At 68.2% G+C, this 15,816-nt stretch carries 17 protein-coding genes; 13 read left to right on the top strand and 4 right to left on the bottom strand.

What is annotated here, in order from left to right; all coding sequences use genetic code 11:
* Window positions 1-50: 50 nt before the first annotated feature.
* The 3 genes from ON34_RS00140 to ON34_RS00130 form a co-directional block, all read right to left on the bottom strand.
* The gene (locus ON34_RS00140; protein ID WP_040772602.1) at window positions 51-869 is read right to left on the bottom strand and encodes a class I SAM-dependent methyltransferase; all 819 of its coding nucleotides are present in this window, start codon (window positions 867-869) and stop codon (window positions 51-53) included.
* Between the two features lie 162 nt (window positions 870-1,031).
* Window positions 1,032-2,990, bottom strand: a complete 1,959-nt coding sequence (gene htpG / locus ON34_RS00135) for a molecular chaperone HtpG (protein ID WP_040772600.1) — start codon at window positions 2,988-2,990, stop codon at window positions 1,032-1,034.
* Entirely contained in the window at window positions 2,987-4,660 is a 1,674-nt protein-coding gene (locus ON34_RS00130) for a TM0106 family RecB-like putative nuclease (RefSeq protein ID WP_040772881.1), read from the bottom strand. The genes htpG and ON34_RS00130 overlap by 4 nt, the downstream gene beginning before the upstream one ends.
* A gap of 507 nt (window positions 4,661-5,167) precedes the next feature.
* On the opposite strand from ON34_RS00130, the gene ON34_RS00125 reads away from it, so the two are divergent.
* The 9 genes from ON34_RS00125 to rraA all read left to right on the top strand — a co-directional run bounded on the left by ON34_RS00125 (window position 5,168) and on the right by rraA (window position 10,514).
* The gene (locus ON34_RS00125; RefSeq protein WP_040772598.1) at window positions 5,168-5,812 is read left to right on the top strand and encodes a DUF6474 family protein; all 645 of its coding nucleotides are present in this window, start codon (window positions 5,168-5,170) and stop codon (window positions 5,810-5,812) included.
* A gap of 14 nt (window positions 5,813-5,826) precedes the next feature.
* A complete protein-coding gene (locus ON34_RS00120) occupies window positions 5,827-6,366 on the top strand; it encodes a hypothetical protein (protein WP_051021974.1) in 540 nt (179 codons plus the stop codon).
* A 40-nt stretch (window positions 6,367-6,406) separates the two neighbouring features.
* On the top strand, window positions 6,407-7,066 hold the full coding sequence (locus ON34_RS00115) for a YcnI family copper-binding membrane protein (protein WP_040772597.1): 660 nt from the start codon (window positions 6,407-6,409) through the stop codon (window positions 7,064-7,066).
* On the top strand, window positions 7,063-7,602 hold the full coding sequence (locus tag ON34_RS00110) for a copper resistance CopC family protein (protein WP_040772595.1): 540 nt from the start codon (window positions 7,063-7,065) through the stop codon (window positions 7,600-7,602). Before ON34_RS00115 ends, ON34_RS00110 begins: the two co-directional genes overlap by 4 nt.
* Complete coding sequence (locus tag ON34_RS00105) at window positions 7,599-8,555, top strand: CopD family protein (protein ID WP_306303631.1); 957 nt, start codon at window positions 7,599-7,601, stop codon at window positions 8,553-8,555. The genes ON34_RS00110 and ON34_RS00105 overlap by 4 nt, the downstream gene beginning before the upstream one ends.
* Before the next feature lie 34 nt (window positions 8,556-8,589).
* A complete protein-coding gene (locus ON34_RS00100; RefSeq protein ID WP_040772593.1) occupies window positions 8,590-9,048 on the top strand; it encodes an SRPBCC family protein in 459 nt (152 codons plus the stop codon).
* A gap of 67 nt (window positions 9,049-9,115) precedes the next feature.
* Complete coding sequence (locus tag ON34_RS00095; RefSeq protein WP_040772591.1) at window positions 9,116-9,490, top strand: DUF5313 family protein; 375 nt, start codon at window positions 9,116-9,118, stop codon at window positions 9,488-9,490.
* 50 nt (window positions 9,491-9,540) lie between these two features.
* A complete protein-coding gene (locus tag ON34_RS00090; protein ID WP_040772589.1) occupies window positions 9,541-9,906 on the top strand; it encodes a DUF5313 family protein in 366 nt (121 codons plus the stop codon).
* Window positions 9,907-10,025: 119 nt separating this feature from the next.
* Complete coding sequence (gene rraA, locus ON34_RS00085; protein WP_040772587.1) at window positions 10,026-10,514, top strand: ribonuclease E activity regulator RraA; 489 nt, start codon at window positions 10,026-10,028, stop codon at window positions 10,512-10,514.
* 77 nt (window positions 10,515-10,591) lie between these two features.
* Here rraA and ON34_RS00080 read toward each other — a convergent pair whose 3' ends face one another.
* Complete coding sequence (locus ON34_RS00080; protein WP_040772585.1) at window positions 10,592-10,810, bottom strand: RNA-binding S4 domain-containing protein; 219 nt, start codon at window positions 10,808-10,810, stop codon at window positions 10,592-10,594.
* 173 nt (window positions 10,811-10,983) lie between these two features.
* Here ON34_RS00080 and lysX point away from each other — a divergent pair, with 173 nt between their 5' ends.
* From lysX to ON34_RS00060, 4 genes are all read left to right on the top strand, one after another.
* Complete coding sequence (gene lysX / locus ON34_RS00075) at window positions 10,984-14,280, top strand: bifunctional lysylphosphatidylglycerol synthetase/lysine--tRNA ligase LysX (protein WP_051021999.1); 3,297 nt, start codon at window positions 10,984-10,986, stop codon at window positions 14,278-14,280.
* Window positions 14,281-14,381: 101 nt separating this feature from the next.
* On the top strand, window positions 14,382-14,597 hold the full coding sequence (locus ON34_RS00070; RefSeq protein ID WP_040772581.1) for a hypothetical protein: 216 nt from the start codon (window positions 14,382-14,384) through the stop codon (window positions 14,595-14,597).
* A 155-nt stretch (window positions 14,598-14,752) separates the two neighbouring features.
* Window positions 14,753-15,370 carry a histidine phosphatase family protein gene (locus tag ON34_RS00065; RefSeq protein ID WP_040772579.1) on the top strand — a complete coding sequence of 206 codons (618 nt, stop codon included), beginning with the start codon at window positions 14,753-14,755 and terminating at the stop codon, window positions 15,368-15,370.
* A 113-nt stretch (window positions 15,371-15,483) separates the two neighbouring features.
* Complete coding sequence (locus ON34_RS00060) at window positions 15,484-15,792, top strand: hypothetical protein (protein ID WP_040772578.1); 309 nt, start codon at window positions 15,484-15,486, stop codon at window positions 15,790-15,792.
* Window positions 15,793-15,816 lie beyond the last annotated feature (24 nt).

The raw sequence follows: 15,816 nt of genomic DNA, 5'->3' as shown, positions 1-15,816 counted from the left end.
GCTTCGACCCGGCTGCGCGCGGTCTGCTCGAAATGCCGCGCGCGGCCGGTTCACTCCTGCGGCTTGTGCCCGATGCCGAGGTACGCGGTGGTGGACAGCGGACAGTTCGGCCGGTACTTCTCGGCGAGATATGCCTGCATGACCGCGGCTCGCTCGGCCCACACCTCCGCGCTGACGCTGTGGCGCATGAGTTCCAGCGGCGCGCTGCTGCGCACCATGGTCTCCCACATGTGCGCCGGGCTGTCGAAGGTGAGCGCGATCGAATGCCGCTGGATCGACACGGCTTCGAAGCCCGCGTCCCGCATCTCGGATTGGAAGACCTCGGGGTTCTCCAGGCTCAGGAAGTTCGGCTGCGGCTCCTGGATGTCCGGGTCGGCCGCGGCCAAGGCGCCGAACATCATGCGCATCAGCGGCGAGTCGGCGACCGGCGCCCAACTCGACACCACCGCCGTGCCGCCCGGCCGCAATACCCGGAACAACTCGGCGAATCCCCTGGCCCGCTCGGGGAAGAACATCAGGCCGAACATCGAGAACCCGGCGTCGAACCGATCGGACTCGAACGGCAGGTTCTGCCCGTCACCCACCTGGGCGCGGATATTCGTCAGCCCGGCGGCAGCGGCGTCCTGCGCCAGCCGCGCGATCATCGGCTCGGAGAAATCGATCGCCTCGACCACCGCCACCTGCTCGGCGGCCAGCAGGCTGAGCGTGCCCGGGCCCGCCGCAATATCCACGACCTGCGATGTGGGCGACAACGAGGCGAATTCGAGCGCGCGAGCCGAAAACGGCCGCATAATGGCGGGCGCGAACTCGGCGTATCCGTCGGCGACGAGGTCCCACGGCTCTGCGACGGCAAGCGGGTTTGCGGACATGTTCGGACGATCCTTTCAGCCATCCCATCTAACCGCGCCACACCGGGACGAACTCCCCAGTCCTGCGAATATGCCATTCCGGCCGCCTCGGTAACCGCGAAATGCCCGAAACAACCTCCTGCCGCGACCGGAGGACAGCGCGGTCCTCCGGTCGCGGACGGTTCACAGCGTGCGGGTGAGCCGGTCGGTGAGGATGTGGGCGAAGCGCGCCGGATCCTTCAGCTCGCCGCCCTCGGCCAGCACCGCCGTGCCGAAGAGCAGTTCGGCGGTTTCGGACAGCTCGGTCGCGGTGCCCGCGTCGGCCTCCTCCTTCTTCGCCGCGTACGCGTCGCGCAGGCCGGTGACCAGCGGATGGGTCGGGTTGAGCTCCAGAATCCGCTTCGTCTCCGGCAGCACCTGACCCGACGCCCGATACATCCGCTCCAGCATCGGCGTGAAGTCGAAGACGTCACCGACCAGGCAGGCAGGCGAGGTGGTGAGCCGGTTGGTCAGACGGACCTCCTTGACGCTCTCCTCCAGCGTCTTGCCCAGCCAGGCCAGCACGTCGGCGAAGTCCTTGTCCTGCTGCTCGCGCAGCGCCTCGGAGGCCTTCTTCTCCTCTTCGGTCTCCAGGTCGACCTCGCCCTTGGCGATGGACTGGAACGGCTTGCCGTCGAATTCCGGCACCGAGCCGACCCACATCTCGTCCACCGGGTCGGTCAGGATCAGCACCTCGCGGCCCTTTTCCCGGAACGCCTCCAGGTGCGGGGAACTCTCGACCTGCTGGCGGGTCTCGCCGGTCATGTAGTAGATCGTGTCCTGGCCTTCGGGCATCCGCTCCACGTACTGGGCCAGCGTGGTCAGCTCGGACTCGGAGTTCGTCGAGGCGAACGAGGAGACCTGCAGAATCGTCTCGCGGTTGTCGAAGTCCGAGAGCAGGCCCTCCTTGAGGACGCGGCCGAACTCCTTCCAGAACGTCTGGTACTTGGTCTGATCCTCGGCGCCCTGCAGGTCCTTCACCGTGGACAGCACCTTCTTCACCAGGCGCTTGCGGATCATCTGGATCTGCCGGTCCTGCTGCAGGATCTCGCGGGAGACGTTGAGCGACAGATCCTGCGCGTCCACCACACCCTTGACGAAGCGCAAGTACTCCGGCATCAGCTCTTCGCAGTTGTCCATGATGAACACCCGCTTGACGTAGAGCTGCACCCCGCGCTTGTGCTCCCGGGTGAACAGGTCGAACGGCGCGTGCGACGGGATGAACAGCAGCGCCTGGTATTCGAAGGCGCCCTCGGCCTTCAGCGGGACGATCTCCAGCGGATCGTCCCACGCGTGGCTGACATGCTTGTAGAACTCCTTGTACTCCTCGTCGCTGACCTCGCTCTTGGGGCGGGTCCACAACGCCTTCATGGAGTTGAGCGTCTGCTCTTCGAGGACGGTCTTCTCCGTGGCGTCCTCGCCCTCGCCTTCGGTGACCGTCCGCTCGACCTGCATGCGGATCGGCCAGGCGATGAAGTCGGAGTACTTCTTGACGATCTCCCGCAGCTTCCACTCCAGGGTGTAGTCGAAGAGGTGGTCCTCCTCGTCGACCGGCTTCAGGTGGAGTGCGACGGATGTGCCCTGCGGGGCCTCGTCCAGTTCCTCGATCGTGTAGGTGGAGCTGCCCGCGGTCGCTTCCCAGCGGGTGCCGGTGCTCTCGCCCGCGCGGCGGGTGGTCAGCGTGACCTTGTCGGCGACCATGAAGGTGGAGTAGAAGCCGATGCCGAACTGGCCGATCAGCTCCTCGGCGGCGGCCTCGGACTTGGCCTCCCGCAGCTGCTTGCGCAGCTCGGCGGTACCGGACTTGGCGAGGGTGCCGATCAGATCGACCACCTCGGCGCGCGACATGCCGATGCCGTTGTCCCGGACGGTCAGGATCCGGTTGTCCTTGTCGACCTCCAGCTCGATGTGCAGGTCCGACGTGTCGACGTGCAGATCCTTGTCCCGGAAGGACTCCAGCCGCAGCTTGTCCAGCGCGTCGGAGGAGTTCGAGATCAGCTCCCGCAGGAAGGTGTCCTTGTTGGAGTAGACGGAATGGATCATCAGCTCGAGCAGCTGATGAGTCTCTGCCTGGAACTCGAGTTTTTCGACGTGCTCTGTCACGTCGCGATGGTACCGCCGCCGCCGATCGACGGGCCCGAAGGAGGCAGTGCCGACGCGTGCCGGAAATCGGCCAGACCGGGAACCTCGAGATCGGCGCGGGTCGTCATCCACTCGCGCAACACCTGGGTGGCGCGGACGTCGTCCTCGTTGTACTCCAGCAGCCGGGTGCGCTGGGCCGGGTCGGGCGCGCCGTCGTAGCCCACCGCGAGCCGGTACCAGCTCATCGACGCCTCGCCGCTCGCCTCGGGATCGCGCCAGGCGAATCCGGCGACCGGTGCGATCTTCTTCAGCCCCTTGCCATTGGGGCAGATGAACTGGTCCGAGACGGCCTGGAACATGTCCACCCACTGCGGCCCGTCCACGAACGCGCGCACCTGCTCCACGGTCGGCACGCCCGGGCGTCCCGCGAACCGCCGCGCCGACTCGTACAGCCACTTGTCCTCGGCTGTGCGCGAATAGCAATAGGCGGCAAATGTTTTCCCGGCCGCGGCCGCTTCGGCGCGCACGGTCATCAGCCACGTCCAGAACTCGCCGAAGGAGCGGCCCTCGTCCTCGGTGGGCAGCGGATCCCAGGTCACGAACGGGCGGTACACGCCGTCCAGCAGGGTTCCCCACAGGTAGGCGCCGTGCTCCTGGAAGCTTTCCAGGTCGACGTCGACCTCCACGTCGGCCCGCCGCACCCGCACCGGTTCGACCCTGCGCACCAGCGGCGCACCCGCCATCCAGGCCCGCGCGGTCACCACTGCCTCGTCGAACGGGCCGTGCTGCCAGTCCTCGGGGTCGGCGCCGACCCAGGCGGCCAGTTCGTCGATCGTCTCGACGCCATGCCTGCGCAGCACCTCGGCGCGGGAACCCGGCGCCACCAGGCTGACGTCACGGCGCTCGATCAGCCAGCCCTCACAGCTCGGCCCCTCGATGCCCCGGGTCCACCATGGGCACTGCCTGCACTCGGGCACCTTGGACGGGACGGTCGGCAGCTCGCCGCGCACCACCGCGATCCGGTCGGCGTAGCGGCGGTCGTAGTCGGCAAGCAGCGGGGCGAGGTCGTGCACCAGGACGCGGTCGAAGTCGAAGCCGATCACGCCGCCGACCGCCGCGGGGCTGGCCAATCCGTGGCGCTGCAGCATCCGGTGCAGGTGAGCGAGCCGCTGCTGGTCGCGGGGCTGCTGGCGCAGTTTCCGGTACGGATCCGGTTGCGGATTCCAGTGATACGGGTCCGTGGTGGTGGGGTGGAAGTCCGCCGGTTCCGGTTGACGCGGGTCGGTCACCTTGTGGTTCACCACGATGATCGGGATGTATCCGCCGCGCTCCTCGTCCCGCAGCAGGATCTCGGAGCCGCCGCGCCGACCCGTCTCCGGCTCCTGCGGCAGCAGACCGCCCCAGATGCGTTGCGCGCCGGACGCACACGCGCGCATCGTCGCTTCGGCGCGCTCGGCGGCGCGCAGTTCCGAATCGATGACCACCCACATGTCGGGCGCCGCCGCGATGAGGGCGTCGCGCACCCGGCGGCGGTGTGCGGCGGCGGCATCCCTGCGCTGGCGCACCCCCGCGTCCTCGGTGATCCCCGTCAGTGCGTCGGGATGCGCCGCGTCCAGACGCAGGCGATGGCGGCATCCGATCAGTGCCCTGGCATCGATGAAGGCGGTCGGCACGTCGGCGGGCCGATCCACGGCCGAGCCGTTGCGCTTGCGACCATCCTGGTCACCGATGTCCGAATCCACGCTATGCAGTATGGTCCCTCCCCCCGACAACTCCACTCTGTGGGTTTTGCTGTGCTTGTTTCTGCAGCGCCTGCGGCGCTGCGTGTTCGCGGCCCCCTTGTGTCTCGCGTCCGAGCGACCGCCGCTGGCGACTTCGTCGCGGACGCGGCGGCCACTCGGACGCGGGCCGGGCCGCGAACGGCAATGCTAGGTCTCGCTGCGCTCGAAAACGGGAGTTGGGCCGATTGGTTGCGCTGGCGGCGATGTCGAACTTCCACGTATGCGGCGACTATGCGGACAGCACGGGCCGTCTGGTTTGCAGCGCCAATCGCACGGCGTCCAGGACGTGTGTGAACGCAGTACCCTCGCAGCCGTGAGCACCGAACCGATAGGGTAGCGGCGAACTGTGTGACATGGGCGGACGGCCTTCCCCGGCGTCGTACTGCCATGGCGAACCAGCATGACGGAGGGCCTTCGATGGGGTTGTTCACGAAGCGCAAGCGGCGGCCGAGCCGCAGGGCCGAGGCGAAAGCCCTCAAGCACAAGGCCGTGATCGAGGCCAAGCTCGCCGCCAAGAACGACCGCAAAGCCCGCCGCGCGGAGGCGCGCAGCCAGCGCAAGGTCGCCAAGGCGCAGATCGCCGCGCTCCAGGCGGAGGAGAAGGCCGCGCTGAAGGTGGCGGCCAAGGCCGAGCGCGATCCGTTCAGCGCGAGTCAGGTGAAGAAGTACCTGGGCGTGGCCCGCGTGCTCATCCCGGTGCTGGCACCGCTCGCATACCGTGGCGCGACGTTCCTGCGCGGCCGGCTCGACACCCGCCGCGCCCAGCAGCTCGGCATCGGTATCGACCAGCTCGGCGACTTCACCGGGCACGGCGCGAAGCTCCAGGCCAGGATCGCGAACGCGGAAGCGGCGCTGGAGAAGGTCGGCACGCAGAACGGCAAGGACAAGGGCGAGACGCAGAAGTTCACCGCCGCCACCAAGGACCGCCTCGGCAGCCTCACCGCCGCCGTGCGCACCTCCGACCAGATGCCTGCCCATCGACGCCGCGCAGTGCACGCGTCGATCGCTCACGAGCTGTCCGGGATCGAGTCCGACATCCTGGCCCGGCTCGGCGTGCGCTGAGCCGAACCATCCCGATGTCTGCGCACCTGATCGCCGGCCGCCTGCGCGGTGGGCTGGTCGGTGCGCTCGTCACGACGCTCGCCGTCGCGGCGCATGGCGCCGGGGGCGGCGGTGTTCCCGACTCGACCGAACTGACCCTGCTGTTGCTGATCGCCGCCGCGGCGGGGTCGGCCGCGGGCATGGCGCCGCTACGTCCGGGGCCCGTGCTGGTCGGGCTGCTCGGAGTCGGCCAGCTGGCAAGCCACGCCGCGCTCTCGGGCCTGCTCGGGCACGACCATGCTGGGCACGGAACCGGCGGCGCCCCAACGCTTCCCACACTGCCGACCGGGTGGATGCTGTTCGCGCACACGCTCGCGACGCTCGGCTGCGCGGTCCTGATCGCGCTCGCCGGGCGGCTCTACACCCTGGCCTCCGGGGCGCTGCGTGCCATATTCGCGCCTCCGCGGGCGGCGCGGATCATCGGCACGCCGCACTGGCCTGATCCCGGCCTTCCGCCCTATCGCTGTGCCGCGAACGGCGCGATCGGTCCTCGCGCGCCACCGGTGTCGGCCTGATCACCCGACATCACTTCGTTTCGCACAGAAGGCTTTCAGCATGCACAGCTCGATTTCGCGCGCCGTCGGCACGACGGCCGCCGGGGCGGGACTCGTCCTGCTCACCTGCGGCACGGCCGCGGCACATGTCACGGTGGACGCGCCCGGCGCGGCACAGGGCGGATACACCGTCGCCAGCTTCCGGGTGCCCACCGAGTCCGACACAGCGAGCACCACGGCGCTCACCGTCACCCTGCCCAATCTGAAATCCGCTCGGACCGAGCCCGTCCCGGGGTGGTCGGCCAAGGTCGAACGCAACGACAAGTCCGAGGTCACCGCCGTCACGTGGACAGCCGACCCCGGCGCGCCCGGCATTCCGCCCGGGCAGTTCCAGCGTTTCGCGGTGTCGGTCGGTCCACTGCCCGAACAGGATTCGGTCAGCTTCCCCGCGAAGCAGACCTACTCCGACGGCAAAGTGGTCAGCTGGGACCAGCCGGTCGGCGAAGACAGCGACGAACCCGAACACCCGGCGCCGTCGGTGACCCTCAGCGCGCGCGACCACAGCGCCGCGGACGGGCACAAGGTGGACAGCGAGGCCGCCGACGACGATGTCGACCACGCCGACGACACCGCCCGCTGGCTCGGCGGTATCGGCCTCGCGCTCGGTCTGCTCGGCGTCGCGCTGGGTCTGGGCAACGTGATCCGAGGACGGCGCTCATGACCCGCCGTCTGCTCACCGCCGTGCTGGCGGCGGTGTTCCTGCTCGGATTCGGCATCGCCGCGACGGGAGTCGCCGCCGCGCACTCCGCGGCCACCGGCAGCGTCCCGGAGGACAACGCCACGATCGACACCGGACCCGCCCGGGCCAGCGTCACGTTCAACGAAGAGCTGCAACCCAGCTTCCCCTCGCTCACCGTCGTCGGCCCGGACGGCAACCTCTGGTCCAAGGGCGATCCGGTGGTCGAGGGCAAGACGGTCAGCGTGGCCGTCGGCGAGCTGGGGCCGGTCGGCGAATACACCATCGCCTACCGCGTGACCTCGGCCGACGGCCACCCGGTCAGCGGTAAACGGCACTTCACGCTCAGCAAGCCCGGCAACGGCACGCCCGGACCCAAACCGAACGCCAAAGCGGGCGAGAGCGCGGACGACTCGGGCGGGGTTCCGCTGTGGGTGTTCGTCGCCGGCGCGATCGTGCTCTTCGGCGGCGGGCTCGCATTCGCGTTGTTCGGCGGCAGGAGCCGCGGCCCGAAGCGGTGAACGACGCGAAGATCGGCGGCCGGGGCGCGCGACGGGCCGCCGACCGGACGCCTTGGCCCACGCTGCTCACCGTCGTGTCCGGGCTGCTCGGCGTGGCGCTCGCCTGGGTTCTGATCCTGCCGGAGCCACTGCCCGCCGAGGCGGTGGTCCGGGTGGTGGCCGACGGCGTCGGGGCGGCCGCGCTCGGGTTGGCCGCGCTGCCGAGGATGGCGCCGCGGCTGCGGACACCGTGGCGGTTGCTGGCGGTCCTCGCCGGGGTTTGGGCAATCGCCGAGTTCGCCGTACTGGTCTTCGAGGCGGCGGACGTGGTCGGCGTTCCGGTCGCCGATCTCGGCGCCGAGGAATTCGGCACCTACCTGGTCGACGTCAGCGGCGGACAGGTCGGGATCGCGATCCTGATCGGCGTAGGGACCGTCGCGGGCGGGTCCGCACTGGCGTTCCGGCGGCCCGAGTCCGCCTCGGGTGACCTGGTACTGGTGTTCGCGGCCGTCGCGTTGGCGTTGCGCCCGATCACCGGGCACATGTCGCAGCAGGTCTTCGGCTCGGTGCTCGCGGCGGTGCACGCGTTGGCGGCGGCCGCCTGGTTCGGTTTGCTGATCGCGCTCGCACTGGTGGTCCGGACCCGCGGCGAGTGGGCGGTCGTGCTGCCCAGGTATTCGGCGGTGGCGCTGCCCCTGGTGGCGACGGTGGCGGTGACCGGACTGCTGAACGGGCTGATCCGCGTCGGCGGGATCGTGCCGTTCGTCACGACCGGCTACGGCAGGATCCTGCTCGCCAAGACCGTGGTGCTGCTCGGACTGCTCGCGCTCGGCTGGTGGTGGCGGCGCAGCTGGGTGCCGCGGGCGGCCGACCACCGGATGGGCGCGGACGCTTCGCTGCGCCGGGCGATCGCGGAGGTCGTCGTGATGGCGCTGGCATTCGGGCTCGCCGCGACGCTGGCGGTCACCGCCTGAACCGGTGCGCCCCTGCCCCGGTTAGGGTTTCCGTATGACCGAAGTGAAGATCGTCGAGGATTGCGTTGCCTCGGCGGAGTCCGCGTTCGCGTATGTGAACGACTACCAGAATCTGCCGCGCTTCCTGCACGGCGTCGAGTCCTTCACACCGGTCGGCGAGCAAACGGAAGGGGTCGGCGCCACCTTCGACGGGCACATGAAGCTGGGGCCCGCCTCGCTGAGGTCGCGGATCGAGGTGATCCGGTGGGAGAAGGACTACGCCATCGGGGTGAAGTCCATCAAGGGTTTCGAGATCGAGTCCACCTTCCTGTTCCACGCCAAGGGCGACACTTTGTGCACCGTCGACGCGATCGTGGACTACCGGGTGCCGGGCGGCCTGGCCGGGCGCGCGCTCGGCAAGACCATCGAACCGTTCGTGAAGATCGCCGTACAGCACACCACGCACAACCTGGTGACGCAGATCGCCGCGTTCCACGCCGCGCGCCCTGTTTGATCCGCGGCGCCGGATGTCGGAGTGAGTGCGGTTGCGCGAACGATATCGAGGCCGGGATGCTGGAGCCGTGAGCGCGACACCCTCCTTCACTCAGCGGATCGGCTATATCTGCGGCCGCACGCTGCCGGATTCGATGTCCGATTGGGTGCGCGCGGACCTGGTCGGTCCCGGTGCGACGCGGCGGTATCTGGTGCGGTTCCTGGTGCCGGTGCTTCCGGTGCTCATGCTGTTCCTGCTGCTGCCCGGTCCGCTGTGGATGGGCTTGGCGATGATGGCGCTGCTGTATCTGCCGCTGATCTACTTCACGGTGGCGCTGCTGTACGTCTACCGGCGGCACCGGCTGATCAAGCATGGTCTCGACCCCGCGCTCGCGGACGCCGACGCACACCGCCGGGCCGAACGCGAACGCCTCGACTACGAACGCAGGCATGGCCGGGGCTGAGCCGGGCTACCAACTAGCGGTGACTTATACCACAGGCATAGCCTGAATGCATGAAAACCCCCACTATTGGGCAGCGGATCGCCTACGATCTCGGCCGCGAGCTCCCCGAGGAGCTGCACGAGTGGGTCATTCACGACCTCGTCGGACACGGGGCCATGGAGCGATATCTCGTCCGGTTTCTCGGGCCGATCATCCCGTTCTTCGCCTTGGTGCTGCTCTTCCCCGGGCCGCTCCCCCTCAAGATCGGCTTGATCGTGATGATGATCGTTCCACTGGTCGTCTTCACCGTCGCACTCAGCTATGTCTGGCGCCGATTCCGGCTGGTCCAGCACGGCTTGAATCCGGAATTGGTCGATCACGGCAAGATCACCGATCGCGAGCGGGAGCTATACGAACTGCGCTACGGCCACCGATAACGCGAGCCGCGGACGCAAGCCGAGACGTGCGTGCGCCGAACAACCACGCACGGCGGTGTTCGGCGTCCGAAAAGGAACCCGCGAACATGCCCTGCCGGGGACGCGGCAAAATAACTACAGTGACCGAATCGCAGAATGTAATCGCCACCGCCGACCTGGCCGATGAGATCGGCCCGGAGATCCGCAGCTGCGACACGCAGTTCATTCAGTTCGGCGGGCGCGCGGCGTTTTCCGGACGCATCACCACCATCCGCTGCTTCCAGGACAATCTGCTGGTGAAGCAGACGCTCGGCGAACCGGGCGAAGGCAAGGTCCTGGTGGTCGACGGCGGTGCGAGCGTGCACACCGCGCTGGTCGGCGACATTATCGCCGGGCGCGGTGTCGACAACGGCTGGGCAGGCGTCATCGTCAACGGCGCGGTGCGCGACTCCGCCATCCTGCGCACCCTCGACATCGGCATCAAAGCGCTGGGCACCAACCCGCGCAAGAGCACCCAGACCGGCAGCGGTGAGCGGGATGTGCCGGTCCAGTTCGGCGGCGTCACCTTCGTCCCCGGCGAGATGCTCTACAGCGACCACGACGGCGTCGTGGTGCGTGCGGAGGGCTGAGCGGTGGAGTGAGCGGTCGCGGATCGACACCGAACCGGCGGTCCATCCGCAGCGGACCGCCGCCGCTCAGGACACGGTCAGCCGGACACCCTGGCCTTGTGACCGGCGAGGGCGACCACGTCACCGACATGCAACTGTCGTCCGCGACGTAGCTCGACCTCGTCGTTCACCCGCACCAATCCGGCGGCGATCACGGTCTTTGCCTCCGAACCGGATTCGATCAGGTTGGCCAGTTTCAGAAACTGACCTAGCCGAATGACGTCATCATCGATCGGCACATCGACTGGTTCTGACATGAGGTAAATACTTACTCCGCCACCCGAACTCACCGGACACCGCCCTACACCCCCGGCGATCCATGAGCAACCGCCCACCTGCCGACCACTGACACGCCGCCCCACAGGCGTGGCAAATCCGACACAGCTGCGTACACACTGGTTCCGTGACGTCCACGCAAGCCCAGCAACACATCGATACCGAACCGCCCCCGGGCGGGCCTACTCCGCCGGTCCCGCACCGTGCCCACGGACGACTTTCGGAAGTGCCGCATATCGCGGGATTGACACTCGGTGTGTTCGCCGTGCTGTGCTTTCTCTGGAGCCTTTCCCCCGGACTTCGTTTCCTGACCCAGGTGCCGCGCCGCTACATCGACGACTATTACTTCGACGCGCCGGACACCAATTTGATGTGGGCGCTGGTCGTCGGATTCCTCGCGGGCGCGATCACCAGCCGGAAACGAATCGCCTGGTGGTTGCTGGTCGCTTATCTCGCGAGCTACACGGTCGGAAACATCCTGCTGTTCACCGAGCAGGGCAATATCCACGCGCTGGTGGCCATGGTGCTGCACTTAGCGGTGATCGGCGTGCTCATCGCGGCCTGGCCGGAGTTCTACACCCAGGTGCGCCGGGGCGCGGGTTGGAAGGCGCTCGGTGTTCTGGTCGGCGGCTTGGCCGTCGGCGCGCTGCTCGGCTGGGGCCTGGTGGAGCTGTTCCCCGGCAGCCTGCCGCCTGGCGTGCAGCGACCCGCCTGGGCGCTGTACCGGGTGACCGCGGCGGTGCTGGCGGACAACGAGCACTTCGACGGCCATCCGCGGCCATTCGTCAACTTCCTGCTCGGCCTGTTCGGCGCGGTCGCGCTGCTGGCCGCCGTGATCATCCTGCTGCGGTCGCAGCGCGCGGCCAACGCGATGACCGGAGTCGACGAGTCGGCGATCCGGGGGCTGCTGGAGCGCTCGGACGTGGAGGATTCGCTCGGTTACTTCGCCACCCGCCGGGACAAGGCGGTGGTGTTCGCGCCGAGCGGCAAGGCGGCGGTGACCTACCGTGTCGAGCTGGGCGTCTGCCTGGCCAGCGGCGATCCGATCGGTATCCGCGAGGCCTGGCCGCAGGCGATCGACGCCTGGCTGCGCTTGGCCGACCGATTCGGGTGGGCCCCGGCGGTGATGGGCGCGAGCGAACTCGGCGCGACGGCGTATCGGCGCGCGGGCCTTTCCGTGCTGCGCCTCGGCGACGAGGCCATTCTGGACACCAGGAATTTCTCGCTGGCCGGACCGGAGATGAAGCCGGTGCGCCAGGCCGCGAACCGGCTGCGCAAGCACGGGGTAGGCGTGCGCATTCGCAGGCACCGCGATATCCCCGCCGACGAGTTCCCCCAGATCATCGCCCGCGCGGACAGCTGGCGCGACACCGAGACCGAGCGCGGGTTCTCCATGGCACTCGGCCGATTGGGCGATCCGTTGGACGGCGATTGCCTGCTGGTCGAGGCGATCAATCCGCAAGGTCGGGTGCTCGGCATGCTGTCGCTGGTCCCCTGGGGACGCACCGGCGTGTCCCTGGAGTTGATGCGCCGCGATCCGCAGGGCCCGAATGGCGTGATGGAGCTGATGATCTCCCAGCTCGCGCTGAACTCCGACCAGTACGCCATCACCAAGGTGTCGTTGAACTTCGCGGTGTTCCGCTCGGTGTTCGAGGAGGGCGGCCGGATCGGCGCCGGTCCCGTGCTGCGCTTGTGGCGCGGCGTGCTGTTGTTCTTCTCGCGGTGGTGGCAGCTGGAGGCGCTGTATCGCTCGAACGTCAAATACCAGCCGCATTGGGCTCCCCGGTTCTTCCTGTTCGAAGAGCGCAGGCAGCTGCCGCGAGTCGCGGTGGCCAGCGCGCTGGCCGAGGGTTTCCTCCCCCGGCTGGGCAAGGAGACCGGCACGGTGACGCACACCGGCGTGCACGCCGCGGTGCCCGCGACGGTGACAGGATTGCACGCCGACGGCAGTCCACCGGAGATCGCGGAGGTCGCGGGCGAGGAGGAACTTCCGCGCAGGCCCGAACAGGTTCGCGTGCGCATGGACAAGCTTGCCCGCCTCGCCGATTCCGGTATAGACCCCTACCCGGTCGCCTATCCGCCGACGCACAGCGTCACCGAGGCGCGGCGTTCCCCGCGCGGCACCACGGTCCGGGTCTGCGGCAGGCTGCTGCGCATTCGCGACTACGGCGGCGTGATCTTCGCGGTGGTCCGCGACTGGACCGACGACATCCAGTTGATGATCGATCGCGACCGGGTCGGCGCCGAACGCAGCGCCGAATTCGGTGAGTTCTTCGATCTCGGCGACCTGATCGAGGTGAGCGGCCAGATCGGGCAGAGCAGGCGCGGTGAGCTGTCGTTGCTCGCGGCGGACTGGCGGATGCTGGGCAAATGCCTGCACCCGTTGCCGGACAAGTGGAAAGGCCTGTCCGATCCCGAGGCCAGGGTGCGGCAGCGCTACGTCGACATGGCGATCAACACCGAGATCCGCGAGGTGCTGGCCAAGCGCAGCGCGGTGGTGCGCTCGCTGCGGGATTCGTTGAACTCCTGGGGATTCCTGGAGATGGAGACGCCGATCCTGCAACGGGTGCACGGCGGCGCCAACGCCACGCCGTTCGTCACCCACATCAACGCCTACGACCTCGACCTCTACCTGCGTATCGCGCCCGAGCTGTACCTGAAGCGTTTGTGCGTCGGCGGCATGGAGAAGGTGTTCGAGATCGGGCGGACCTTCCGCAACGAAGGCGTCGACTTCAGTCACAACCCGGAGTTCACCATCCTGGAGGCGTACGAGGCGCACAGCGATTACGAGCGCATGATGCACCTGTGCCGTCGGCTGATCCAGAACGCCGCCATCGCGGCCAACGGTGCGATGGTGGCGTTGCGGCCCACCGGGAACGGCGCGTTCGAGGAGGTGGACATCTCCGGCGAGTGGCGGGTGATGACGGTGCACGCGGCGGTGTCCGAGGCGATCGGCACCGTGATCACGCCGGAGACCGGGGTCGAGGAACTGCGCGCGCTGTGCGACAAGGTCGACGTGCCCTACCAGCACGGCTGGGACGCGGGCCAGGTGGTGCTGGAGATGTATGAGCACCTGGTCGAGTCGCGCACCGAGGAACCGACCTTCTACATCGACTTCCCGACCTCGGTGTCCCCGCTGACCAGGCAGCATCGCAGCATCCCCGGCGTCACCGAGCGCTGGGACCTGGTCGCGTGGGGTGTCGAGCTCGGCACCGCCTACAGCGAGCTCACCGATCCGGTGGAGCAGCGGCGCAGGCTCACCGAGCAGTCGCTGCTCGCGGCGGGCGGCGACCCGGAGGCGATGGAGCTCGACGAGGACTTCCTGCAGGCGCTCGAACACGCGATGCCGCCGACCGGCGGGCTCGGGATGGGCGTGGACCGGATCGTCATGCTGATCACCGGACGCAGCATTCGCGAGACGCTGGCGTTCCCGCTGGTGAAACCACGCTGAGCGAGCCTTCCCCGGCGATCGGTTCTCATCCAGCGAATAGGACGGCTACGCTTGGATATTCGGCTCCGGGAGGAGGCCGATACACCTTAAGGGGTTGTGAGATGTACCTTGACCTGCTGGCCAACGCTAGCCTGCTGGACCACTCCGTGTGGGCGAGCCCGGACGTGTGGATGAGTTCGGCTACCGAGCTCGCCGCCAAAAAGAAGAAGAGCAGCAAGGGCGGCGGGCTGATCGTCGGCGCGATCTGCTGCCTGTTGGTCGTGGCGTTGATCATCGCCGGTATCTATCTGTTGACCAAGCGGAAGAAGAACACCTAGCCAGACGTCGACGGCCCGGCTCGCATGAGGCGAACCGGGCCGTCGTTCGTGCCGGGTAGCCGGACTCAGAGTCGGTCGATCTCGGTGACGTCGGTATCTGCGGGACTGTCGGGTCCGGATGGAACCGGCTGCGGGGCATCGGGCAGAGTGGGCGTGTGCAGTTGATCCTTGTTCGCCATGCTCAGCCGGTCCGGATATCGAACTCCGCTGGACCCGCGGATCCGGAGTTGGCCCTGGTGGGGCTGGAGCAGGCCGAGCGGGTGCCCGCGGCGCTCGGGCATCATCGGATCTCCCGGGTGGTGAGCAGTCCGCAGCGCAGGGCGCGGGAAACCGCGGCGCCGACCGCCACGAAACTCGGTCTCGACGTGGAGATCGTCGACGACCTCGCCGAGTACGATCGCGATCTGCCCGCGTATATCCCGATCGAAGACGCCAAAGTCGAATTCCGGGACGCGTATGAGCGAATCAAAGCCGGGGATTTCCCGTTGCAGGTCGATGGGGACGCCTTCAAGGCCAGAGTGCGAGCCGCCATCGCCGACATCGTCGCCGCCACGGAACCAGAGGACACCGTCATCGTGTTCGCGCACGGCGGGGTGATCAACGTGACGCTGCAAGAGATCCTCGGACTGGAACGGCCGCTGACCTTCCCCATCGACTACTGCTCCATCACCCGGATCCTGTTCTCCCGCAGCGGACGCCGCACGGCGGCAACGGTCAACGAGAACGGGCACGTGTGGGATCTCTTGCCGCGCAACATGGCTACTCGAAGCTGAGCCATTCACAGCCGATTGCCAGGACCATCGCACCGGTGTCCCAGCGACGGAATCTTCGATGGGACCGGTGAGCCACTCGCACAGTGGCTCACGGTTCGAGAGAAAGGAATTCCGTGTCGCTCTCCAAAACCACCGCACCGCTGCGGCGTCTCGCCCGGGTGACCGTGGCGGGCGCGCTGATCGCCGTCCCGCTCGCGGCCCTGGCCGCGACCGCATCCGCCGAAACGCCCGCCGAGCCGGGCGAGGGGGTCCAGGTCCAGGTTGTGGACGAACCACAGCAGGGTGCCGACATCAATCGCCCTCGTCACTTCGAAAGGCATGACGGCCCGTGCCCGGGGCCGGATGACCACCCGTGGCGCGACGGCCCGCCGCCGCGTCAGTTCCACTTCAAGCAGTCCTTGCCGCCGACCGGGTCCAGCTAGCCCCGCCACCGACCGGGAAAACCG

Source organism: Nocardia pneumoniae NBRC 100136 (assembly GCF_000308755.1).
Lineage (GTDB): Bacteria > Actinomycetota > Actinomycetes > Mycobacteriales > Mycobacteriaceae > Nocardia > Nocardia pneumoniae.
The sequence above is the reverse complement of the archived record's forward strand: the minus strand, read 5'-3'. Positions and strand labels throughout refer to the sequence as shown.

Bases quoted from the DNA above. Each gene is read 5' to 3' on its own strand.
- ON34_RS00100 (WP_040772593.1), top strand. From the start codon at position 8,590: ATGACCGAAGTGAAGATCGTCGAGGATTGCGTTGCCTCGGCGGAGTCC.
- ON34_RS00140 (WP_040772602.1), bottom strand. From the start codon at position 869: ATGTCCGCAAACCCGCTTGCCGTCGCAGAGCCGTGGGACCTCGTCGCC.
- ON34_RS00080 (WP_040772585.1), bottom strand. From the start codon at position 10,810: ATGTCAGAACCAGTCGATGTGCCGATCGATGATGACGTCATTCGGCTA.
- ON34_RS00110 (WP_040772595.1), top strand. From the start codon at position 7,063: ATGACCCGCCGTCTGCTCACCGCCGTGCTGGCGGCGGTGTTCCTGCTC.
- ON34_RS00090 (WP_040772589.1), top strand. From the start codon at position 9,541: ATGAAAACCCCCACTATTGGGCAGCGGATCGCCTACGATCTCGGCCGC.
- ON34_RS00115 (WP_040772597.1), top strand. From the start codon at position 6,407: ATGCACAGCTCGATTTCGCGCGCCGTCGGCACGACGGCCGCCGGGGCG.
- ON34_RS00120 (WP_051021974.1), top strand. From the start codon at position 5,827: ATGTCTGCGCACCTGATCGCCGGCCGCCTGCGCGGTGGGCTGGTCGGT.
- ON34_RS00125 (WP_040772598.1), top strand. From the start codon at position 5,168: ATGGGGTTGTTCACGAAGCGCAAGCGGCGGCCGAGCCGCAGGGCCGAG.
- ON34_RS00070 (WP_040772581.1), top strand. From the start codon at position 14,382: ATGTACCTTGACCTGCTGGCCAACGCTAGCCTGCTGGACCACTCCGTG.